The sequence below is a fragment of the Streptosporangium sp. NBC_01469 genome (assembly GCF_036227305.1).
GTDB lineage: Bacteria > Actinomycetota > Actinomycetes > Streptosporangiales > Streptosporangiaceae > Streptosporangium.
In genome coordinates, this window is the sequence record NZ_CP109465.1 from 2,875,975 (window position 1) to 2,899,105 (window position 23,131).

Annotated in this window: 13 protein-coding genes; 8 read left to right on the forward strand and 5 right to left on the reverse strand. The window is 68.0% G+C overall.

What is annotated here, in order from left to right:
- Window positions 1–210 precede the first annotated feature (210 nt).
- The 4 genes from OG587_RS13170 (at window position 211) to OG587_RS13185 (ending at window position 7,134) form a co-directional block, all read left to right on the forward strand.
- Window positions 211–3,633, forward strand: coding sequence for a bifunctional glycosyltransferase/CDP-glycerol:glycerophosphate glycerophosphotransferase (locus tag OG587_RS13170; protein WP_329090111.1), 3,423 nt, complete (start codon window positions 211–213; stop codon window positions 3,631–3,633).
- Between the two features lie 412 nt (window positions 3,634–4,045).
- Complete coding sequence (locus OG587_RS13175; RefSeq protein WP_329093834.1) at window positions 4,046–5,053, forward strand: CDP-alcohol phosphatidyltransferase family protein; 1,008 nt, start codon at window positions 4,046–4,048, stop codon at window positions 5,051–5,053.
- Window positions 5,054–5,078: 25 nt separating this feature from the next.
- On the forward strand, window positions 5,079–6,089 hold the full coding sequence (locus tag OG587_RS13180; protein WP_329090113.1) for a sulfotransferase family protein: 1,011 nt from the start codon (window positions 5,079–5,081) through the stop codon (window positions 6,087–6,089).
- 1 nt (window position 6,090) lies between these two features.
- On the forward strand, window positions 6,091–7,134 hold the full coding sequence (locus OG587_RS13185) for a sulfotransferase family protein (RefSeq protein WP_329090114.1): 1,044 nt from the start codon (window positions 6,091–6,093) through the stop codon (window positions 7,132–7,134).
- Window positions 7,135–7,294: 160 nt separating this feature from the next.
- Here OG587_RS13185 and OG587_RS13190 read toward each other — a convergent pair whose 3' ends face one another.
- Genes OG587_RS13190 through OG587_RS47145 form a run of 3 tightly spaced genes read right to left on the reverse strand, consistent with a single transcriptional unit; the run spans window position 7,295 to window position 11,639 of the window.
- The gene (locus OG587_RS13190; RefSeq protein ID WP_329090116.1) at window positions 7,295–8,452 is read right to left on the reverse strand and encodes a glycosyltransferase; all 1,158 of its coding nucleotides are present in this window, start codon (window positions 8,450–8,452) and stop codon (window positions 7,295–7,297) included.
- Window positions 8,449–11,250, reverse strand: a complete 2,802-nt coding sequence (locus OG587_RS13195; RefSeq protein ID WP_329090117.1) for a bifunctional glycosyltransferase/CDP-glycerol:glycerophosphate glycerophosphotransferase — start codon at window positions 11,248–11,250, stop codon at window positions 8,449–8,451. The genes OG587_RS13190 and OG587_RS13195 overlap by 4 nt, the downstream gene beginning before the upstream one ends.
- The gene (locus tag OG587_RS47145; protein WP_443075549.1) at window positions 11,247–11,639 is read right to left on the reverse strand and encodes a hypothetical protein; all 393 of its coding nucleotides are present in this window, start codon (window positions 11,637–11,639) and stop codon (window positions 11,247–11,249) included. Before OG587_RS47145 ends, OG587_RS13195 begins: the two co-directional genes overlap by 4 nt.
- 305 nt (window positions 11,640–11,944) lie before the next feature.
- On the opposite strand from OG587_RS47145, the gene OG587_RS13205 reads away from it, so the two are divergent.
- Entirely contained in the window at window positions 11,945–18,670 is a 6,726-nt protein-coding gene (locus OG587_RS13205; RefSeq protein ID WP_329093836.1) for a DNRLRE domain-containing protein, read from the forward strand.
- A 65-nt stretch (window positions 18,671–18,735) separates the two neighbouring features.
- Window positions 18,736–19,347: a hypothetical protein gene (locus OG587_RS13210; protein WP_329090118.1), complete on the forward strand. Its 612-nt coding sequence runs from the start codon at window positions 18,736–18,738 to the stop codon at window positions 19,345–19,347.
- A 250-nt stretch (window positions 19,348–19,597) separates the two neighbouring features.
- Here the strand turns inward: OG587_RS13210 and OG587_RS13215 are convergent, their stop codons facing one another.
- Window positions 19,598–19,924 carry a hypothetical protein gene (locus OG587_RS13215; protein ID WP_329090120.1) on the reverse strand — a complete coding sequence of 109 codons (327 nt, stop codon included), beginning with the start codon at window positions 19,922–19,924 and terminating at the stop codon, window positions 19,598–19,600.
- Between the two features lie 43 nt (window positions 19,925–19,967).
- A complete protein-coding gene (locus OG587_RS13220) occupies window positions 19,968–20,951 on the reverse strand; it encodes a helix-turn-helix domain-containing protein (protein WP_329090121.1) in 984 nt (327 codons plus the stop codon).
- A gap of 488 nt (window positions 20,952–21,439) precedes the next feature.
- Here OG587_RS13220 and OG587_RS13225 point away from each other — a divergent pair, with 488 nt between their 5' ends.
- Both OG587_RS13225 and OG587_RS13230 read left to right on the forward strand, forming a co-directional pair.
- Window positions 21,440–21,763 carry a hypothetical protein gene (locus OG587_RS13225; RefSeq protein WP_329090123.1) on the forward strand — a complete coding sequence of 108 codons (324 nt, stop codon included), beginning with the start codon at window positions 21,440–21,442 and terminating at the stop codon, window positions 21,761–21,763.
- Window positions 21,764–21,776: 13 nt separating this feature from the next.
- Window positions 21,777–23,090, forward strand: a complete 1,314-nt coding sequence (locus OG587_RS13230; RefSeq protein ID WP_329090124.1) for a hypothetical protein — start codon at window positions 21,777–21,779, stop codon at window positions 23,088–23,090.
- Window positions 23,091–23,131: the final 41 nt, after the last annotated feature.

Genomic DNA, 23,131 nt, shown 5'->3' on the forward strand with positions numbered 1-23,131 from the left:
GTGACGTCTACGTCGCGCTCATGGCCGCCGGGTTGTGTCGACGGGCACACGGGCTCCTTCCGCCGCTTTTCGGCGACCGCCGGGCCTCCCGCCGCGCGCCCGTGACGTCGTCCACGATGAGTGGATCTTCACCTGCGTGCCGTGTCCGGCGTCGACGCCGACGGACCGGACTGTGAGCTTTCGACTACCGGAGGACCGATCGTGGCCCCAGTGAGCATCATCGTGCCCATATACGACGTGGAACCGTACCTTGAGGCGTGTCTGGAGTCGTTGGTCGCGCAGACCTGGAGCGACATCGAGGTCGTCATGGTCGACGACGGTTCTCCCGACTCCAGCGCGGAGATCGCCGGGGCCTTCGCCGAGCGTGACGCCCGGTTCCGGCTGATCCGGCAGGAGAACGGGGGCCTTGGCACCGCGCGCAACACCGGCATAAGGCACGCCACCGGTGATTTTCTCGCTTTCTTGGACAGCGACGACATGCTCCCGTTGACGGCCGTCGAGACGATGGTGTGCAGCCTGGAGGAGAGCGGTTCCGATCTCGTCACGGGCAACGTCCTCCGTTTCAGCGGCCAGGGGGTGCGCCAGTCGGCGATGCACAAGGTGATCTTCGCCACCTCCGCCCGGCGGACCCACGTGACCGGCGACGAGATCCTGCTCAAGGACCGGCTGGTCACGAACAAGCTCTGGCGGCGCTCCTTCTGGGACGAGCAGGGGCTGAGCTTCCCCGAGGGGGTCCTGTGGGAGGACATCGCCGTCTCCCTGCCCGCCCACTTCCTGGCCGGGGCGGTGGACGTGCTGTCCACCCCGGTCTACCTGTGGCGGGAGCGGGAGGGGGAGAGCATCTCGATCACGCAGAACCGGGGGCACGTCAAGGGGATCGAGGACCGGTTCGCCGCCGTCAACTCCGTGCGGAGCTTCCTCGCCGACACCGGCAGGGCCGAGCACCTCAGGGCGTGGGACCGGATGGTCCTCGACAGCGACCTGCCGAACTTCCTGCAGGTGCTGGACCAGGCGGGGGAGGAGTTCCGTAGCCGCTTCCTCGACCTGGCATGCGCCTACCTCGACCAGGCGGGGCCCAAGGTCCTCTCGCTCATCCCCGCGCAGCGCCGGGCGAAGTGGGCTCTCGTACGGGAACGCCGGCTGGACGACCTCGTCCAGCTGCTGGAGTGGGACAGGACGGTCAAGCCCACCGCCCGCGTCGTCGGAGGCGGTCTGCGCGGGTACCACCTCAACGTCCCCGTGCAGGTCGAGCGGTCGACCACCCGGATGCGCGAGGAACTTGACCTGCGGCAGCGGGTGGACAGCCTGGACTGGAAGGACGACAGGCTGGTCGTCGAGGGACGGGTCTCGCTGCGCTACCTGCGTCCCCGCAGGCGGATGCAGCAGCACGTCCTCGCCTGGCTGGTTCCCGAGGGCCCCGGCCGCAGGATCCGGCTCCCGGTCACGATCCGGCGGGGCCTGTCGCTGGTCGACACCGGCCCGCGCAGGCGTAAGGACTGGTGCGGGTTCCGGCTCGCCGTCGACCCGGCCGCGCTTCCGGCCGGCTCGTCCTGGCGGATCGACCTGTGCGTGCTGTCCCGGGGCCTCGTACGGAGGGGCGGTCTGGCCCAGCCGAGCCCGGCCGCGCGGCGGCTGGAGTTCACCGAGCGCGAGTCGGGGACCGTGGCGTGGACCGAGTGGACGCCCGCCGAGGAGTTCAGGCTCCGGGTGGAGCGGCCGGGCGGATGGGTCACCGGTCACCGGGTGGCCGAGGGCAGGCTGAGGATCAGCGGCCGGTGTGACGGCGACCTCGGCGCCGCGCCGGCGCTGCGGCTGACCCGGCCGCAGGGGGGCCGCGACCGGCGCTACCCGATGACCGTCTCGGACGGTGCCTTCGAGGCGGTGGTCGACCTCGACGAGGTGCTGTCCGAGCGCTGGCCGGGTCTCGACCCGGCCAGCCTGGAGATGAGCGCGCTCAACCCCGGGGCCGAGTGGCACTTCGAGGTCGTCCCCGGGGAGGGGCGGGCCCGGCCGCTGCTCGTCGGCCGAGACGTGGAGCGCGGCCTCTACCGGCTCCGCGGGCGCGACGTGGTGCTGGACCGGTCGCAGGCGGGCGAGCTCGTGCTGCGCGAGCAGCGTCCGACGTTCTACGTGGAGCGGGTGGAGTGGACCGACCTGGGGCACCTCAGGGTGACCGGGGCCCCGATGCGCCCGATCGACGGCCCGGCGTGGCTGGTCGTCACCTCGCGCAACCGGCTCAGCGAGCGGCTCTTCCCGCTCGTCGGCGGCAGCGCCACGGTGACGCCCGAGGGGAGCGACACGCTCGGTGGGTGGCTGCCGCTGTCGGCGGGCACGCACGGCTTCGCGATCCGTACCGACACCGGCGACATGCGCGTGGAGTTCCGGCTGTCCGCGCCGTTGGAGCACGTCTCCGCCACCCGCACGTTCACCTTCGACACCGACCTGATGGACGAGGCCGTCTTCACCGTGAGCGACGACCTGCGCGCCTCGGGCAGGCCGAAGCAGCAGCGGCTGCTGCGTGAGGACTTCTACCCCGCGAGGTGCCAGGAGCCGCTGCGCCCCGCCGTCCTCTTCGACAGCTACGGGGGCAGGCAGTTCTCCGACAGCCCGAAGGCGATCTACGAGGAGCTCGTGCGGCGGGGCGCCGACCTGGAGTTCATGTGGATCGTCAGGGACGGGCAGGTGGAACTGCCCGAGGGGGTGACGCCGATCCGGCGGTACGGGCGGGAGTTCTTCGACGCCCTGGCCCGCTGCCAGTACATCGTCACCAACAGCCACCTGCCCTCCTGGTTCGAGCGCAGGGAGGGCCAGACGGTGCTGCAGACCTGGCGCGGCACCCCGCTGAAGCGCATCGGCTTCGACGTCGAGAAGGTGCCGTTCGCCAGGTCCGACCACCACGAGCGGCTGGCCAGGGCCGTCGCCCGGTGGAGTCACCTGATCTCGCCGAGTCCCTGGTGCACCTCGGTGCTGGACGACGCCCTGCGGTTCGAGGGGGAGATCCTGGAGATCGGCTCCCCCCGCGACGACCTGCTGCGCCGCGCCGGAGTCGCCGCGCGGACCCGGGAGATCCGGGAGCGGCTCGGCCTGCCCGAGGGCAGGAAGGTCGTCCTGTACGCCCCGACGTGGCGCGACGACAAGTTCTACAGCAAGGGGCGCTACCGGCTCGACCTGCGCCTGGACCTCCAGTGCATGGCCGAGGAGCTCGGCGAGGACCACGTGCTCATGATCCGCAAGCACCCGAGCGTCACGGACAGGCTGCCCAGGGCCGGTACGGACTTCCTCCTCGACGTCTCGGCGTATCCCGACATCCAGGAGCTTTACCTGGTCGCGGACATGCTGATCACGGACTACTCGTCGGCGATGTTCGACTTCGCGGTGACCGGCAAGCCGATGTTCTTCTTCACCTACGACCTGGAGCGCTACCGCGACGAGGTGCGCGGCTTCTACTTCGACTTCGAGGCCGAGGCCCCCGGGCCGCTGCTGCGGACGACCGAGGAGGTCGTGGCGGCGGTGCGGGACGCCGACGAGGTGCGCGCCAAGTACCGGAGGCTGTACGACGCCTTCACCGCCAGGTTCTGCCCGCTGGAGGACGGCGGCGCGGCGGCCAGGGCCGTGGACCGGATCTTCCGGTAGCCGCCTGACCCGCGAAGGCCGGGCTGTTCCGCGGACGCCGGGCCGACGAGGAAACGCCGGGCCGCTCCACGAAAGCCGGGCCATCGCGGGAACGCCGGCCCGATGCGGAACGCCGATCCGTTCCGCGAAAGCCGGGCCGGCGAGGGGAAAGCGATGGGCCGACCCAGGGAAAGCGATCGGCCGACACGGAGAAAACGGCGGTTCCACGTGGGAAAGCGGCGGGCAGAGGTGGAAAAAGCCGCAGGTCGGCACGGGTAAGGCGGCCGGTGGCCCCAGCGAAAGGCCGAGGAAGCCCTCCTCGGCCTTTCGCGTCCCCAAAGCGCCCGATCCCTGTGGCGCGGGTCGGTCAAGAAGTGGCATGGAGATCTTCTAGTACTTACAGAGCGTAGATGAGAGGAGACTCCGCGTGGCCATGCTGGAACGCATGAGGGCCTATTCGTTGGACGACGTTCACGCGACCCGGAAACGAAAAGACTCCTGGTGGACCGTTTTCCTGGTCGACCCGGTGGCGTGCAGGCTCACCCTGCTCGTCGCCAACCACACGTCCGTCACCCCCAACGGGCTCACCCGTTTCTCCCTGATCCTCGGAATGTGCTCGGCGATCTGCTTCGCGTCCGGACGGCTGGCCGCAGGGGCCCTGCTGTTCTACGTGAGCTTCATGGTCGACTGCATGGACGGGAAGATCGCCCGGCTCAAGGGGACGGGGACCGCGTTCGGGCTCTGGCTCGACTACGTGGGCGACCGGATCAGGGTGGTCTGCTGCGCCGCGGGGTTGGCGTCCGGGCAGTACGTGGCGACGGGGGACGTCTCCTACATCCTGCTCGGTGCCGGGGTGGCCGTGCTCGACCTGTTCCGCTACGTGAACGCGCCGCAGATGAAGCGCGTGCGCGAGGTGGTCAAGGAGAACCGGCTCGGCCGCCTGGCGCCCGTCGAGTCCGTGGTGACCGTGGGACCTCCCAGGCCCGGTGAGACGCCGGTGGCCGCCGGGCACACCGTCCACGCGGGACACGCGGGACACGCGGGACACGCCGTCCACGCGGGACACGCGGGACACGTCAGGCCCGTCGAGGTCATCACGCTCCGCGAGCCGCTGCGAGCCGCCGGGTTCGAGAACCGGGGCGAGGGCCGGGCCGGACGGCAGGGCCCCCGGAAGGGCAGGCGCCCGAAGCTGCCCCGCAGGTTCGGCCGCCTCCTGGCCCGTCATCGGGTGCGGACCCACCTGATCAGCGGTATCGAGTTCCACGCCGCGGTGTTCGTGGTCGCCCCGCTGATCGGGACGGTCGCCCTGGTACCCCTCGCGGTCGCGGCGGGGGTGCTGCTTCTGCTGAACGAGGTCGTTTTGATCTACCGAATGTGGCTCTTCGCCCGGGTGGTGCCCGTCGTGCCGCTCGTGGAGAAGGCGCCACGCGTATCTGTTTGACCAAGTTTTACGGGGGTTCGTTGTCATGCAGTCCGACCGCCCGATCTTCGTGATCGGTTGTCCGCGTTCCGGCACCACGATGTTGCAGCTGATGCTGCACTCGCACCCGCGCATCGCGGTGCCTCCGGAGACACGGTTCGTGGTGCCCGGCTACTACCGCAGGTTCTCCTTCGGGGATCTGCGCGAGGAGCGCAACCGGCGGAGGGTCGGCCGGTGGATCGTGAGCGACAAGGACACCAAGTTCAAGGAGCTCAAACTCGACGGGGACAAGCTGATCGACGACATCGTCGCGGGCCCGCCCACACTGGGGTCGGCGATGGGCATCACCTTCCGCTCGTACGCCGAGCAGTACGGCAAGAGCCGCTGGGGCGACAAGCGGCCCAGCTACTACCACCACGTGGACCTCCTGATGAGGCTGTTCCCCGACGCCCAGTTCGTGCACCTGATCAGGGACGGCCGCGACTGCGTGGCGTCGCTGAAGGAGATGCCCTGGTACACCAAGGACGTCTTCCACGCGGCGGTCAACTGGAGCGAGGCGATCGACTACGGCCGCCGCCACGCGAAGAGGCTCCCCGCCGACAGCTACTACGAGCTGCGCTACGAGGACCTGACGGCCTACCCGGAGACCGAGCTGAGCAAGCTCTGCGACTTCCTCGGCGAGAACTACGACCCGGCGATGACCGAGCCGTACCACGTCGCCAGGGTGGCGATCCCGCAGCACAAGGTCTGGCACAGCAACACCCACGGCGACGTCACGACCGCCAGGGCGGGGTCCTGGAAGGCCAGGCTGGAGCCCTGGGAGATCTCGGTGTGCGAGACCGTGCTCGCCGACCGGCTCACCGCCAACGGCTACGAGCTGAGCGGCGCCCCCAAGGCGAGCAAGGCCCACGTCGAGGCGTGTGAGAAGGCGGCGTCCAAGCGGCGCTGGGCGCGCAGGCGCAAGGAGTTCCGCGACCGCGTCAACCGGTTCCGCGAGCCGAGCCCGGTGGCCGCGAGGCTCACCAGCCGGCAACTCGGCGAGCTTGCGAAGGTCTGACATGAAGCCCGATCGCCCGATCTTCATCCTGGGCTGTCCCCGCTCGGGGACGACGATGCTGCAGCTGATGCTGCACGCCCACCCGCGCGTCGCGATCCCGCCGGAGACCCGGTTCATGGTCTCCACCTACCAGCGGCGGCTCCAGTTCGGCGACCTCAACGACGCCGAACACCGGCGTGAGCTGGGCGAATGGGTGGTCGACCGGCGTCAGTCGCGCTTTCACGAGCTGGAGCTGAACCGCGACGAGGTGCTGGAGCAGATCGTCGGCGGTCCGCCGACGCTCGGCTCCGCGCTGGGCATCGTGCTGCGCGCGTACGCGGCCAGGCACGGCAAGCCGCGCTGGGGCGACAAGCGGCCCTCGTACTTCCAGTACACCGACGTGCTGCTGCGCCTGTTCCCCGACGCCCAGTTCGTGCACCTGATCAGGGACGGCCGCGACTGCGTGGCGTCGCTGAAGGAGATGCCCTGGTACAACGGGAGCGTCTACAGCGCGGTCTCCGCCTGGGCCGAGGCGATCGACTTCGCCCGGCACGGCGCGCCGAGGCTTCCCGACGGCAGCTACCACGAGCTGCGCTACGAGGACCTGACCACGGAGCCCGAGGCCCACCTGCGCAGGCTGTGCGAGTTCCTCGGCGAGGACTTCGACCCCGCCATGTGCGACCCGGGCGCGGTGGCCGACATCGCCGTACCCGCCCGCAAGACCTGGCACGCGCGCACCTTCGGCGAGGTGACCACCGCGCGGGCCGGTTCGTGGCGCGACCGGCTCGACCCCGGCGAGATCTCGCTGTGCGAGAGCGTGCTCGGGGACCGGCTGGAGACGTACGGGTACGAGCTCACCGGGGCGCCGAAGGTCGAGACCTCGCGGATGGTCTCCTACGAGCGGACCGCGGCCAAGCGGAAGCTGGCCCGCGTCAAGCGGGTCGCGTTCGACCGGCTGATCCGGCTCCGCGAGCCGAACCCGCTGGGGGCACGGCTCACCTCCGCCCAGATCGTGCTGGCGGGAGTGCCGATGCCGCGCAACGAGCCGGTCGGGGTGAGCGGGTGACCGGTCCGCAACGAGCCCGTCGGGGTCAGTGGATGACCGGTCCGCGGCGAGCCGGTGGGGATCGACGGGTGACCCGCTGAGAACGAGCCCGTGACGCTCAGCGGGTGACCTGGCCGAACAGGACGCCAAGGCCCCCGCGAGTCGGCGTGTCGCGTGACGCTCAGCGGGTGACCTGGTCGAACAGTGCCTCCCACCGGTCCAGGACGTGGTCCGGACGGAACGCCTCGACGTGCGCGCGGGCGGCGGCTCCCAACCGCCGCCGCTCCCCGGCCGAGGCCATCAGCCCGGCCAGTGCGGTGGCGAGCGCGGTCACGTCGGCCGGGGGCACGAGCACCCCGGTCCGCCCGTCCAGTACGAGTGACCTGAGCCCGCTCGACACGTCGAACGCCACCGAGGGCACCCCGTAGGACGCCGCCTCGCCGACCACCAGCGGCAGCCCCTCGTGCTCGCTGGACAGCGCCAGCACCGACCCGCCCACGTACTCGTCCGCCATCAGGGCCGCGGGCACCGCGCCGCGGAACACCACCCGGTCGCTCACCTCGCACTCCGCGGCGTGCGACAGGAGCCGCCCCCGCTCGGCCCCCTCGCCGATCAGGTGCAGTTCCCAGCCCTCACCCGCCTCGCGACGGGCCGCCACGAGATCCGGGTGAGCACCGGCACCTCCGGAAGCCGGGCGTCCGCACGCCTCCGCGAAGGCCGAGATCAGCCGGTCGAACCGCTTCACGCCCTCCAGCCTGCCGACCCCCAGCACCCGGCGGGCGGTCAGCTCCGCGGTCCGCGACGGCCAGGCGGGCAGCGGGTTCGGGATGGAACAGGTGTTGGGCAGCAGCGCGTGTTCGGAGAACAGCCACGCGTCCTCCTCGCTGAGGAACACCGCCTTCTCCAGGGCGCCGTAGTGGCCGGTGACCGAGCCGAGGTGCCAGGATCCCCGCGCGTGCTCGTACGACCCGTGGTACTGCCCGATCGGCAGCAGCCGCTCGGGCAGCAGGCCCCCGATCCGGGTGACCACGCTGGGCGAGGAGAGCACCGCGAACCCCGGCCCCACCTCCCGCAGCAGCCCGCCGAGCGCCCGCCGCTCGCGGCGCCTGCCCAGCCGGGAGAGCCTTCCCACCGGAGCCCGGTGGATCACGTGGCTGGTGTAGCGCGGCCGTTCCACGTAGCGGAACGGTCTCACGGCCCGGTGCAGCCCGATCACATGCACCTCGCGGCCCCGCTCGGCCAGGCCCTGCGCCATGGTGTGGGTGACGCGCTGGATGCCGCCCAGGGTGTCGGCGTCCATGCACGCGAACACCACCGCCCCCGTACGCCCGCCGCTCACCGTAGCCGCCCCGGCAGCGGCAGGCGGCTCGGGTGCCGCGCCGCGGACAGGGCGCGTTCCCACACCTCGGCGGGGTCGGGGGCCTGGGCGTGGAAGGGCCCGAAGAAGGCGTCCACCACCTTCGCCGAGGCGTGGCCCTTCTCGTTGGCGCACCACGTCTTGCGGAACGCGATGTACTTGGTGGCGAACGACGCCGTCGTCCCGTCGAGATCGCGCAGCACCTCGATCAGCTCCTCGGTCGTGGTCAGGCAGGGGCCGGGGGCGATCGTGGGCAGGTCGTGGTAGACCCCGCGTTCCACCCTGCGGTACTCGTCCCAGTCGTCGATCAGGAACAGCATCGGCCGCCCGGTGACCGCGTAGTCGCACATCAGCGACGAGTAGTCGGTCAGCAGCGCGTCCGAGAGCAGTATCAGGTCGTTGACCTCGGGATACGATCCCGCCTGCCGGACGAAGTGGCGCAGGTGCTCCGGCACCTCGAACCGCTCGACCGGGTGGGTCCGCAGGATCACCGTCCAGTCGCCCGACAGGGACTCGGCCATCGCGGCCAGGTCGGCCCTGACCGACTGCCCGGACCCCTTGGCCCGGTCGCGGTAGGTGGGGGCGTACAGCAGCACCCTGGACCAGTGCGGGATCTCCAGTCGCTCCCTCGCCCGCCTGGCCGCCTCCCGGTCGCCGTGCACGAGCACGTCGCAGCGGGGCGAGCCGTGCCGCAGCAGCCGTCCCCGGTAGCCGTTGGAGGGCACGAAGACCCGCTCGAACTCGGCGCTGGGCGAGACCAGCGCGTCCCAGCGGTCCACCGCGGCCCGCCAGGTCGCCCTCGGCCCGTCGAAGTCGGCGCGCAGGTCGGGCGCGTCGAAGCCGACCGACTTGATGCCCTGGCCGTGCCAGGTCTGCAGGTAGCGGGTGCCGGGCGGTTTCGGATAGGCCAGCGGCATGCCGTGGCTGTCGACCCAGTAACCCGCCCTGGCCATGGTCCAGATGTGGCGCCAGCTCATCCGCCGCACCAGCCTGACGCCGGGGGGAAAGTCTCCCCGGGCCTCGACGGCCGACCACACCACCTTCAGCGGCGCGTTCCGCCGCCTGAGCTCCTCGTAGATGTAGCGCGGGTTCCCGGTGTACCCGGTGCCGACGTCGGATTCGAACAGGGCTAAGTCCCCGCGCGGCGGCAGCACGGAGATCAACCCCTTGTAGACGCGGAGCTTCACCTCGGGCCCGTCCACCTTCCGCAGCAGACGGGTGCCGGCCCGTTTGAGCCGGGGCAGCTGCCGCAGCAGCCCCTGCCGGCGCCAGAGCACCCGCAGGAACGCGGCGGTCCCCTCCGCCTTGACGATGACCTCGTGCCACAGGATGGTCGTACCGAACGGCGCGGTGGACGGGTCGACGAGCAACCGGTCGGAGGTGACCCGCCCGTCGGGGTTGACGATCTCGATCACCGGGTCGTACCGGCTCTCGAAGCCCAGGCGGCCGTGGCGGATCGCGGCGAGGTCGATCGCCGCCTCGCTCAGGTAACCGCCGTTCCCGCCGTCCGGCTCGTGCGGTTCCAGCCGTACCCGATGGTTCCTGAACCGCAGGAACGCGGTCCAGCCCGGCGTGGCGGCGAGCACCCCGAACGGGTCGTACGTCGTGATCGCCAGCCTGACCAGCGTGCCCTCGCCGGTGACGACCGCCTCGTGGCGCAGCCGGGAGGCGCTGTAGGGCAGCTCGGCCATCCGGAGCGAGGTGATCTCCCGCCTCTCGTCGGCGACCGTGCCCCAGTAGGTGCGCCCCCCTTCCCGTACGGCGGCGCGCGGCGGGGCCTTGGGCCCGTTCAGCGACCGGGCGGCCACCAGGAGCTCGTCGGGCCTGCCGTCGAGGATGAAGCTGCAGCAGACCCGCAGGAGCGGGTCGACCGTCTCGAACACCACCGGGTCGAGGTCGGCCAGGTAGGGGTGGATCACCGAGACGAACTCCTCGATCCACGCCGGGTCGCGCGAGGGCAGCGGGTTGAGGTAGACCCGCAGGTCCTGGCGGATGAAGCGGCGCTGCCGCTCGTGCACCAGGTCACCGAGGCCGTTCTCACGCAGGATGTCGTCACTCAGCCTCGCGGCCCTGATCCTGGAGCGGACGTTGGACATGTCCGTCAGGCTCAGCGAGATCGACAGCCGCGTCTCGCTCTCCGCCGAGGCCCGGTGCCAGAGGTAGACCCCCCAGGGGACCACGGCGAACCGCCGCGCCGCGCAGTACAGGGCGGTGCTGAAGACGTGGTCCTCGTAGTGCATGTCCTCGCGGAACGGCACCCGCCGCAGCAACTCGGCCCGGTAGAGCTTGTTGGTGCTGAAGGAGTCGAGGAACATCTCCGGCTCCCGGGCGATCCCCTCGACCGTCCTGCGTCTGGCGAACAGGGCGGGGTAGTAGCGCGCGGTCTTCCCGGTCTGCTCGTACAGCCGGGAGATCTGCCCGGTGACGAAGTCGGCGCCGGTCCGTTCGATCTCCAGCAGCATGCTCTTGCAGGCGTGTCGTGTCAGCTCGTCGTCGCTGTCCAGGAACATCACGTACGGCGCCCGTGCCGCCGCGACCCCCTGGTTGCGCGGGACCCCGCAGCCCCCGCTGTTGACCTCCCCGCGCAGGTAGCGGACCCTGGGGTCCCTGCGCTGCAACTCCCGGGCCACCTTCCCGGTGTCGTCGGTGCTCGCGTCGTCCGCGATGATCACCTCGACGTTGCGCAGGGACTGCCGGAGCACGGACCGCACGGCCCTGCCCAGCCGCGCGGCATCGTTGTAGGTGATGACCACAACGCTGCATTCCGGGATATTGATCACGATCCGTGGTATTCCCGAGAAAAAGTAGGCAGTTGTCCTGCTTGTGCACTGATGACACTGTTTTTGGGGTTGTGTGAAGCTGGTGAACCGCGACGGCCGCCGACACGTTTCCCCAGGCCGCGGGCTTCCGGGGTCTTGTCGTAGCGGGTGGCCAACCCGCACCAGGCCTTGATCTTCTGGAAGCGGCGTTCGACGGTGTTGCGCCGCCGGTAGCGCTCCGTGTCGAAGCCGACGGGCCACCCGCTTGCTGAACCTTTCCTCTTCCGGCCGGCCCGCTTTCCGGTGCCGGGACCTTTGCCGTCGCCCTGCTTTACCGTGCCGGACGATTCAAGGACGTCAAAGTCTCCACCGAGCCTGGAGTCGAAATAGGTGGTCGAAATCCCTGACATGTCTATCGGCCCGAGGTCTTAAATTTATCTAGATCGTTACATTTTTTGATGTTTAATATCGGTTTTACGCTTTGATTATATCTCTTGATCGTTTCCATTGCTTTGAGTAAGTTTCATCTGATAACTTCTCGCGAGTCGAACATTTGTTCGTATGGTCCGCGCCGAGGTGCGGGCCATACGCATGCCTGTAGGAGTAATTAGTGACATCAACCGCAGGGGCAAGAGAAACCTCGCCTCTCTTACCTCGTCGTAAACGAGGTAGACGCCGATTGGCGAACGCCGCCGCGGTAGGACTAGCGGTGGTCATGGTCGTCGGCTTGGCCGCGGTCCCATCATGGGCGCAGCAGGAACCGACGCCGACACCAGCGCAGACGCAGCCGGCACCCGCGCCAAAGGGTGGCACACCGGTTGTGGACAAGGCGGTAAAAGCCGCCAAGGAAAAGGCCGGCAAGACCGGAAAGCGGGTGGAGATCCCCTCTCGGCAGACCGAGACCACGACGGTCTTCGCCAATCCTGACGGCAAAACTCTGCGCATGGAACTGCACGCGCAGCCCATCCGGGTCAAAAAAGCCAAGGGAAACGGCTTCACGCCGATCGACACCACCCTCGTTGAGGAAGACGGGGTCATCAAACCCAAAGCGGTCAAGGGCGAGCTGACCCTGTCGGTGGGCGATGACACCGCCTTGTTGAAGAGCAAGAGCGCGCAAGGCACCGCGGAGATCGCCGCTTCGAGCAAGCTGCCCAAGCCGAAGCTCGCCGGGAACGCCGCCATCTACGAGTCCGCTTACGGCGAAGACGTAGACCTGGTGGTCACCGCGACCGCGACCGGTTTTCGGCAGCAGATCATCATCCGTGAGCGGCCCACCGGCCCGCTGACCTTCCGCCTGCCGGTGGACCTGCCCAAGGGGATGTCCTTCGGCGAGAACGGCTCCGGGCAGCCCACCCTGCTGGCTGAGGACGGCAAGAAGAAAATCGTCGATCTTCCGCCGATGCCGCTGGTGGACGCCGTGGCGAACGACCCGGCCAAGCCGGTCGACGCCGGCAAGGTCGGCAACGCCGCCGTCAAGGTGGAGCAGGACGGCTCCACGCTGGTGTTCACTCCGGAGACGGCCTTCCTGGCCGACACCGCGGTGACCTACCCGGTGACCCTGATGGCCGTTGACTCCGACTGGTGGCAGCCCGCCGTGGGTAACGACACCTTTCTCAACAGCAACGACCGTCAGAACGGCTTTGTCAACAGCAGCCTGGCAAACCTCCTGGTGGGCAAGTCCAACAGTGGATCGGTGCGCTGGCGCAGCTACATCCGCTTTGATGAGATCCCCGAAGACTCTCTGCTTCTCGGCGGGACGGTCGACAACGCCGACCTCGTCTTGTGGAACTACCTGTCCAGTGACTGCGGCGAGTTCGTCGGATCCGGCATCACCGCTCGGCAGATCACCCAGCGGTGGGATGTCTCCACCCTGACGTGGAGCAACCAGCCGCTGGCCACCAGCGCGGGCGCGGATACCGAGCACGCCGCCTACAGCCCTGACTGCGGCCGCGGCTACATGGACTACGAGCACGACCTGATCCACTCGGTCGACGACATCGTCCAGGCTTGGGCCGACGGCGAGCCGAACTACGGCTTCCAGCTCTCCGCCGGTAACGAGTCCGACATCACCAACTGGCGCCGGTATTCGGCGAAGGAGTGGGACCCGTCCGCCGGGGAAGGTGAGGCCAACCACGGTCCCGTGCTCACCGTCGACTTCACGCCTGTCGAGATAGTGATGACCTACTTCTCCGAAGGCGGTCCCAAGCGCACGGTGAGTCCGAGCTACGCCGAGGCCATTGCCGAGAGCGGGGTCCAGCAGGAGGGCGAAGCTCCGGAGACCGGTGAGATGAGCCTTGAGGAAGTCGCCGCCCTCATGGAGAAGCAGAACGTTCCCTATGAGATCGGAGATGAGCAACTCGTACAGCAACCCGGTGATGAGGAGTGGCTCGAAGAGGAAGGGGCCGACAAGACACCACCGGCCGTGACCTCCACGGTGCCCTCGCCCGGCACGACGGGAGTCGCGACCGACACGCAGATCAAGGCTCTCTTCAGCGAACCGGTATGGGAACCGGTGGTGTCCGTCAAGGACGGCGACGGGAATCCGGTCGAAGGAGCCACCTCCATCGCCGATGGAAGCACGGAACTGGTGTTCGTTCCGAACGCGGCCCTCGCCGAAGGTGTCACGTACTCGGTCGAGATCAGTGACGCCTACGACAATGAAGGCAACACCATGACGACCCACACGTGGTCGTTCACCATCGGCCTGCCTGCAGCGGCCCACTGGCAGTTCGACGAGGGGAACGGCCGTACGGCCGCTGACTCGTCGGGCCAGGGGCATGAAGCGGCGCTGAACGATACGGCCGCATGGATTCCCGGTAAGAACGGCAGCGCGATCTCGAACGCGCCGGCTCAGGCGCGGCTCGTCGCCACGGAGAAGGCGGCGAGCCAGGGCAAGGCCGTCGAGGTCGTCGATGAGACCTCCGAAACGAGCATCACCTACGCGTTGCCGGACGGGGCCTACCAGACCGAGATCGCCGCGGGGCCGGTGCGGACTCGGCGGGACGGTGCGTGGGTGCCGATCGACACCTCGCTGGCGGAACAGAACGGAGTGCTGAAGCCCAAGGCCCTCGCCTCGGGCAGTGCGGTCGAGATCTCCGCCGGCGGCATGGGCGCGTTCGTGACGATGACGGCCGCGGATGGGCAGTCCTATGCGCTGCAGTGGCCGACCTCCCTGCCCAAGCCGCAGGTGAGTAAGAACACGGCGACATACGAAAACGCGGCGGGGACCGGAGCGGATTTGGTGGTGACGGTACTGCCGACAGGGTTCCGGCATGACGTGGTGCTGCGCGAGCGGCCTGCCGACCCGCTGGAGTTCCGGATCGGGGTGCTGACCGGTGGGCTGACCCTGGCCGAGGGCAAGAGCGGGCAATTGCTGCTCACCAGTGGCAAGGGTAAGAAGCTGGTGGCGTCGGCGCCGCGACCGGTGATGTGGGACACCGCCCCCGAGGGCCACCCGCACCAGGCCAAGCGGGCCGACATCGTCACCGACGTGGTCACCAAGAACGGCCGCACCGAGCTGGTGCTCAAGCCCGACCACGCGTTCCTGTCCGACCCGGCCACGAAGTATCCGGTGCGGGTGGATCCGACGACCACCTTGCCGTTCAACCACGACGTGGAGGTCTCGTCCACCAACGACGCCGACGAGCCTGCCGACCCGACCGGCGATTATCTGCTGGCCGGCACCCAGTCCGGTAACCAGAAGTTCCGGGTGAACCTGCGCTTCGACACCGCCGCGCTGACCGGTACCACGGTGACCGACGCCAGACTGTCGCTGCTGAACATCAGCGCCCAAGCCTGCGGAACCACGGCCGGAGCGGGCATTCAGGTGCGGCGCCTGACCTCGGCGTGGGATGAGAACAACCTGTACTGGGCCAACCAGCCCACCTCCACCACCGAGGACGCCCAGACCAACCGGGCGGGCCACGACACGGCTTGCGCCGGTGGCGCGGCGCCGCTGCAGTGGCCGGTCACCGCCATCGCCCAGGACTGGGCGGGCGGCGCGGCCAACCACGGACTGGTGCTGCAGTCGCCGACCGAGACCAACGTCAACAACTACCGGATCTTCCCCTCCTCCGAGGAGGCCTTCGAGTTCAACAGCCCGCCGACGCTGACCGTCACCACCACTGGCCCGGCCTCGGCTCCCTCCGTCAGCGGCCTGACCGTCACCCCGGCCCAGAACGCCGGCGGCACCACGACGGTCACCTCGCTCACCCCGCAACTGGCCGTCACCGTCTCCGACACCATCGTCGGCAGTCTGACCGGCGAGTTCGAGGTCGAGCATGACCCGTCCGCCACCGGGCAGGGCACTGGCCAGATCTGGGCCGGCGCCTCGACCGCGGTGGCCTCCGGCGCCCAGGCCACCATCGCCGTACCGGCCGGGAAGCTGTCCGACGGTTGGAAGGTGCGCTGGCGTGCCCGCGCGACCTCGGCCACCGCCTCCTCCGCCTGGTCGAACTGGCAGCAGGTCACCGTCGACGTGCCCAACCCCACGGTCGGCCAGCTCCAGGTCACCCCCTCCACCCTGGTAGACGGCAAGACCGTCACCACCAGCCTCACCCCGAACCTGCTCACCACGGTCACCGACCCCGCCGGCCAGCCGGTCCGGGCCGAGTTCGAGGTCGAGCATGACCCGTCCGCCACCGGGCAGGGCACCGGCCAGATCTGGGCCGGCGCCTCGACCGCGGTGGCCTCCGGCGCCCAGGCCACCGCCGCCGTACCGGCCGGCAGACTGACCGACGGGTGGAAGACCCGCTGGCGGACGCGAGCGGTCAACCCCGCCACCTCCGTCGGCTCTCCCTGGTCGGCCTGGCAGGATCTGTCCGTGGACCTGCCCGACCCGGTTTCCAACCCGGCCGTGAGCACGCTGCAGATCAGTCCCTCGACACCGGTGGACGGCAAAATCGTCACCTCCACCCTCACTCCCAGCCTGCTCGCGCAGGTGAGCGACCCCGCCGGCGGCACCCTGACCGGCGAGTTCGAGGTCGAGCACGACCCGTCCGCCACCGGGCAGGGCACTGGCCAGATCTGGGCCGGCGCCTCGACCGCGGTGGCCTCCGGCGCCCAGGCCACCATCGCCGTACCGGCCGGGAAGCTGTCCGACGGTTGGAAGGTGCGCTGGCGTGCCCGCGCGACCTCGGCCACCGCCTCCTCCGCCTGGTCGGACTGGCAGCAGGTCACCGTCGACGTGCCCAAACCCACGGTGGAGAACCTCACGGTCACCCCATCGGCGGTAGTGGACGGCACGACCACGACTCGCACGATCATTCCAACCCTTAACGCCACCGTCACCCACCCGAGTGGGCAGGCGCTGCGAGCCGAGTTCGAGCTCGAACACGACCCGGCCGCGCCTGATGGCCAGGGCGCCGGGCAGATCTGGGCCGGTGCCGTGGACAGCGCCGCCTCCGGCAGCCAGGCGAGTATCGCTGTTCCCGACGGGAAACTGACCGACGGCTGGAAGGTGCGCTGGCGCGCCCGTGCGGTCGCCGGAGAGTCGTCCTCGGCCTGGTCGGAATGGCAAGAGGTCAAGGTCGACGTCATCCAGCCGGGTGAAGAACCGCTGGCGCAGACCGCCGGACCGGTGATCCGCACCAATGAGAGTTTCACTGTGGCGGCCTGGCTGCGGTGGAGCGACAAGGACGGCGACTACACCGTCATCGAGCAGAAGGGAACCCACACCACGCCCTTCCGCCTCGGCAACGACCCCGACCAGGGCCTGGTGCTCACCCTCACCAACGCCGACGCTGCCAACGCCACCAGCCAGGGCGTGCTCTCCGGCGTCGAACCCCCCGTCGACGAATGGTTCCACCTGGCGGGGACGTACGACGCCACGGCGAGCACCGCGACGCTCTACCTGAACGGTGATTCCATCGGAAGCCGGGTGATCGAGTCTCCCGCCTGGAACGCCGGCGGCGCCATGACACTCGGCACCGCCATGCGAGGGGGCCTTGACGACGTTCAGGTCTACCAGCACGGTCTCACCGCCGCGGACATCGACGGTCTGTACGGCGACGGGAATGGGCAACTTCTTTCCCCGAACCTAGAGGTCGGGAAGCCGCAGGAGACCGCCCGAAATCCGGGTTCCAAGGATTCCGGGAAGGCGGCATCGGCCGCTGCGGATCCGACGTCGTTCCCATACAATCACCTCAAGGTGAAAGAATGTGAGGACGAACGCGATAAAGGCGCCCGCACGTACGACGACGTCTGGGGCCCGTATGTGTTCTGCGCCAGTCGTAATCACTACTTCCAGTGGTGGGCTATCAGCTACGACGACAGCCCTTTGGCAAAAGAACTCAAGAGCAATGTTCCTCTGGAAAAAGAACTCAAAGCCGTATCCTTCTCGGCCACGATTGTGGCTCATTCTTACCTTGGGAAGCGGAAGCCTGATAATTCCGACACGCCGGATGGCGTGACACCGGACAGCACAGGAGTGAAACGCCACCCGAACGACCTGGCGGTCTGGACCCGCGTCAACAATGTGGACTGCGGTAGCCTGCTCGACCCCTGCAGCGATACAAGCATAACTCTCAAAGTTCCTCATTCGGGTGACTGTGATGTCATCTACGGTAACGTGGACGCTGAGGACCAGCACGGAGAGCGAGTATTCAGAATTAAAAGGCCGATCCCCTATTGGGAGGAGCTCGGTGACGACAACCACGAGGACCATTTCGTCTACAGATCGACTGCGAGCAGGACGAGTGGCAACCCTCACAAGCTCAGCACCTGCAACATTCGACCCTGGCTCGAACTGAACATACCGTTCGGCGCGTCACCCTCACGCCCCGAGCTCTCCTATGTTCCGCTATGGGACAGGCCCAAGGACGCGACGAGTGTCAAAAACGACCGTGGGCCGTCCGTCCGCTGCGACCTGTCGATCAGCTACTCGTTCTACTACGGGGCCTGTATCCTCAACCGGGTCAGCCGCATCTATAAAATGAAGAAGGTCGACGGCGCGGATCCCAAGCCGAAGAGCGGGGTCGCCAACCATATCGCGAACGCATGGAGATACCCACAGAACACCTTCCCGAAAAATGATTTCAGCAATCCCCGCAAGCCGATCACCGGGAAGGTGATTCCCGGCTCATGGACGGCAGGGACGGGCGGATCGGTGCAGGCACTCCACTTCGTGGACAAGGATGTCCGGACCATGGATGGAAAATCCAGTATCCGAAGAAGAACCAAGAACATGAAGGACAAGGTCTGCGGCAAGGACTTCACGGCGGCGGAGAAGGTGGGTAAAGAGTGCGACGAATTCCCCTTCAACAGCACCAGGGAGGCGGCGGCGCAGGGCTATAAGGGCACTTTCGCAAACTCTCCGACCTGGCATTTCTCCATCCTTCCGGTGAATGAGCAGCAAAACACCAATGCGGGCAACCATCTCCAGTTGTTCTATGCGCATTATCGGTTCTTCAACAATGACCCATTCTGGATAATCGTCAACTGAAAGTCCCGGTCCGCCCCGTCGCAACTTTCCGGGGCGGACCGCTCTTTTTTACCCAAAGGAAAACAATGAACAGCTCGACCTCTCTCTATGATCTTCTAGAGGGCTACTGGCCCACGCTTTACGATGGGTTCTCAGCCGTATGGACGGAAGGTCTCGATGTGGCAGAGGTCGCCGAACGCCTAGGTGCCGACCCGGCCACCGCGACCGTCTGCACCCTCAAAGGAATCGGACGCGGATTCGGCGACGCCCCTCCGGGCGATCAGGCGGAGGTCATCCTCATCGGCCGACACGGAGATTGGGTGCTGACCATGCAGATCCAGCATATGGGAGTCGTTTCCGGCAGAGCCCTCTCGGCGCTTTCCGAAAACAACGGCCGGGCGATCAGCGTGGGCTGGCACATCAATGGAGCCCACCGCATCGCATATGCGGCCCAGGGAGCCGTGATCGCCTCCCAGAACATGCGCTACATCCCTGAAATTCTGCAGCGCTATGCCGATGGACTGTACATTCCCGACGTGGACGACGTCGAGGACGGGGACTTCCCCATCGAGGAAATGATCAATACCAATCTGATCCTGGTCGGCCGCGTCATCGGCCATGAACTGAACGCGGAATGGCTGGAGAGGGAGCACGTGCGCTACATCATTCCTGCCGAAGAAGCGGAATTCAGCTCGTGACGGCAGGGCTTTGGCGAAGGCAGGGAATCCGGCCGTCGCCCGCTCGTGTCGCGGACGGCACGTGTCCAAAGTGCCGCGGGCGGCTGAACCCGAACCGACACCTCAGGCGTTCTATCGGACGATCAGTGCGCATGGGTCAGCCTCGGACCACATGAGGGGGTGACGGTCAGGGTGCCGGCAGGCGCACGGCCTCCTCCAGGTGACGGCGGACAACACGCAGGTAGATTGGGTCGGTGGTGGCGTCGGTGATTCAGTGCGCAGCCTGGTCCAGGAACCACTCCACGATCCATACACGGTGCCGGCCCAGTGCCCATGCCTCAGCGGTCAGACCACCACGACGGGCCAACGCGTCGGAGCGACCGCCGATGGCGACGTGGGACTCGATCAGATCGCGCACTCGTGAGGGATCCGCTGGGTCTGTGGTGCCGGGCCGGGACGTGAGATCGAGCAGGCCGGGACCGTTGAACGCGCGGGCGAGATCGAGCACGCGTCCCCCGTTCTCGCCGATGTGCAGCGAGGACGGGGGGAACTCCGAGTGGCACAGCCTGATCGGCGCGTGGCCAGGGCCCGTGGCCATTTCCCGAACAAGTAGGTCGTGCGGCCCTTCCGGCTTTAGCCGATCAACCGCCGATCTCCGGGGCGGTGCGCAGCGCCTCGCGCCGGAACTCCCGGGGCGGAAAGCCGAACGCGTTGCGGAACGCACGGCTGAAGTCGGCGGCCTGGGAGAAACCCCACTTGGCGGCGATGCTGTGAATGGAAACATCGCGCAGCGCGGGATCGGCCAGGTCGCGGCGGGCGCGGTTGAGACGCTCGGCCCGGACGTAACTCGAGACCGTCGTGTCCTGCTCCTGGAAGAGCCGGTGCAGGTAGCTCGTGGAGATGTGGTGCTCGACGGCGAGCGCGCGGGGAGTGAGGCCCGGCTCGTTCAGGTGCTGCTGGATGAACGCCTTGATGCGCAGCGTCAGTGCCTCCCGATGGGACGGCACCTTGAAGGAGTCATCGATCGTCCGGGCGAACAACGCGGAGATCAGGTCTAGGAGCACCATGCCCAGGCGTGGACCATCGGAGGGCCGATACGCCTCCGGCGTGCCGGCAAGGTTGGTGACGAAGCCCGCGAGCAGGGCGCCCACTCCCTCGCAGGCCGCAATACGGTTGCCGAGTATCCGATCGATGTGTCGGCAGGGCAGGGGGAGCAGGGATCTCGGGACCGTGACGAGCGCCGTCCGGAAGTCGGTGCCGCGATCTCGCGTCCGGAACTCGCACGTCATCAGCCGCGACATATCGTGCACGACCAGACTGCCGACGCTCGAGGTCGCCTGCCTGTCGTCCCACACGGCGTTCATCGTCCCCGCCAGGGGCACCAGGAGCTGGTAGGTCTCACGGTCCTCGGGCACCACCGGGTTCTCCGAAGCTCGCCAAAGCCGCAGCGGCTGGAAACTCCTTGTCGCCACGCGCAGGGCGCCGAACTGCGTCTCACGATCGCCGGAGGCGAGCCCGGGGCCGATGTCCATCTCCAAGCCCACATCACCGTGGATGTACCGGCCGCCTGCGGCGGGATCCGCGCGGGGGGTGATCAGGTGGCGCTGTGGGCGAGCCTCGTTCAACCTACCCTCGCTTCCGGTTCCTGAACCGATCGGCCACGGGTGGACGGGTGAAACGCAACCTACACGCGAACAATTGTAGCGGTCGATCCGATCGCGCCAGCAGCGCGACCGGGCCAAAGGCGATCGGTTAATTCCGGCCGGACAGATGCCATGACCACAGGGATGCCAACTCGAAGCACGCCCGTCACCGGCCGGCCGTTCCGAAGAACGGGAACCACGCGACAGTTCGTCATCCGCCGGTCGCCGGCCGCTTCTTCCCCACGTTGCCATCGTCGTGCCGGACGTCGTCATTCCTGGCCCCGTGCGGTGGGTCGACGCACCGGACGGTAACGCAGGTGGCCGCCCCGCGTGCCGGTCTCGGGCGGGGACCGCGTGAGCGATGCGGTGGACGCACCGCCAAGAAGTGACACCGGCAGATCTTCAGGATGTCGGCCAATGTTCAACTTCGGTGATCTTGTGGGCGGGTTCGGGTTGATACCGTGCCGAAAATGGAACGGGTGCTTGGTGTCGACGAGGGCTCATACATCACGGCCGCGAAGGCTCTGAAGGAGGCGGCTGATTCGTTTGGTCAGCACACCGACGCCCTGCTGGCCGCGATCGCCGGTGGCGGGCGCTCACCGTGGGGAATCGGTGTCATCGGCCTGGCCATGGACGAGGTGAACGAGCGGCTCGGTCAGGCGTGTCACCACGTTCGCCACAACCTCGACACGACCTGTGAGGCGCTCCTGACGACGGCGGATCACCACGCCGACACGCGGCTCGTGATCACAGACGCCATGCGAGCTCTCGGCCGGGAACCGGAGAACGGCTAGCCCAGTGCCGATCATGCTCCCGCCCGAGCCGGAGACCCCGTTGGCCATGCTGGGGGTGCCGTGGCCGACCGAGGACGAGGACGGACTGCACGAGTGTGCCGTCGCCTACCGTGCCTGCGCGGCAGAGATCACCGGCGGTGTCACGCCGCTGGCACATCAGGGCGCCCAGTGGGTGAAGGCGAACAACCTCGGCGCGGACGTCGACGCGTTCGCTGACTTCTGGGCGGATTATCACGACCCCGGCGACGGCTCGGGACACCTTTCCGAACTCAGCGGGAACCTCAACATCCTCGCCGACGCACACGACGGGGCCGCTGACCTCTTCCGCGCTCTGAAGCTGTTCCTTCTCACGGTGGCGGCCATCGTGCTCGGCATCCTGGTCAAGCTCGTGGTGGTGGCCGCGCTGAACGCGGGAGTCGCGGCGCTCCAGGCACGAAGCCTGATAGCGGCGCTGAGGGTGGCGACTCAGCGCTTCGTGGGGGTCTTCTACCGCGATTTCGTGAAGATCTTCGGGGAAGGCATAATCCGCGCCGTCGGCCACGCCCTGAGTCGTCTCCTCGGCGCCCGGTCGGCGGAAAGGGCCGCGGCCAGGGTGTACACCAACGCCGGACACGTCAGCCGCTCGGAGAGGGCGGTGCTGACCAGACTCCGGGCAGCGCGCGAGGAGCACCTTTCCCCGCTGAGCGGAGGGCACTCCGAGGTCTTCCTGATCAGATCGTCCGATGGCGCGGGCTCGGTCTACAAGCCGCTCCAGAGATTCAGTCATCGGGTCAGCGTCCCCGCGTCGGGGATGCCGTTCAGAGAACTTGAGGCGTACCGGTTCAGTGAGCGGCTCGGATGGGACCTCGTGCCGCCGACGGCGGTGGGGGAGGGCCCCAGGGGCGTCGGCTCGGTGCAGGCGTACCTGGAGAACGCCCGGGGCGGCTGGAAGTGGACGTGGACCGAGACCGAACGGCAGCGGGCCGCGGCCTTCGACTACGCCTTGGGCAACCTTGACCGGTCGAGCGGTAACTTCCTGACCGACGCCGACGGGGCGCTCAAACTCATCGACCACGCGCTCAGCAGCCCTACCTCCTACGAGAGCGCCATCAGATCTCCATTCGTGACGAGTCGGATGGAGAGGCCATTCGACCCCGGAGTGCTCGCCGATCTGCGCAAGCTCGACCTTGAGGACGAGGCTCGCCACATGCGAGCATCGGGCCTCGGCGTCGTGGAAATCAGTGGCAGGATCGAGCGCCTCAAGGAGATGCAGGATTCCGGCATGATCACCGGCATGATCACCGGCAAGGCCTGGCGCGGCCGGATCCAGCACGGAACAGGCTCCTAGCGGTACTCCGTGACATCGCCGAGGACCTCGCCGCCGAGACC

What these genes read in the sequence shown, in the direction of transcription:
- OG587_RS13230 (WP_329090124.1), top strand. Translation starts at nt 21,777, where the DNA reads ATGCTCCCGCCCGAGCCGGAGACCCCGTTGGCCATGCTGGGGGTGCCG.
- OG587_RS13210 (WP_329090118.1), top strand. Translation starts at nt 18,736, where the DNA reads ATGAACAGCTCGACCTCTCTCTATGATCTTCTAGAGGGCTACTGGCCC.
- OG587_RS13185 (WP_329090114.1), top strand. Translation starts at nt 6,091, where the DNA reads ATGAAGCCCGATCGCCCGATCTTCATCCTGGGCTGTCCCCGCTCGGGG.
- OG587_RS13205 (WP_329093836.1), top strand. Translation starts at nt 11,945, where the DNA reads ATGGTCGTCGGCTTGGCCGCGGTCCCATCATGGGCGCAGCAGGAACCG.
- OG587_RS13180 (WP_329090113.1), top strand. Translation starts at nt 5,079, where the DNA reads ATGCAGTCCGACCGCCCGATCTTCGTGATCGGTTGTCCGCGTTCCGGC.
- OG587_RS13175 (WP_329093834.1), top strand. Translation starts at nt 4,046, where the DNA reads ATGCTGGAACGCATGAGGGCCTATTCGTTGGACGACGTTCACGCGACC.
- OG587_RS13225 (WP_329090123.1), top strand. Translation starts at nt 21,440, where the DNA reads ATGGAACGGGTGCTTGGTGTCGACGAGGGCTCATACATCACGGCCGCG.
- OG587_RS13215 (WP_329090120.1), bottom strand. Translation starts at nt 19,924, where the DNA reads ATGGCCACGGGCCCTGGCCACGCGCCGATCAGGCTGTGCCACTCGGAG.
- OG587_RS47145 (WP_443075549.1), bottom strand. Translation starts at nt 11,639, where the DNA reads ATGTCAGGGATTTCGACCACCTATTTCGACTCCAGGCTCGGTGGAGAC.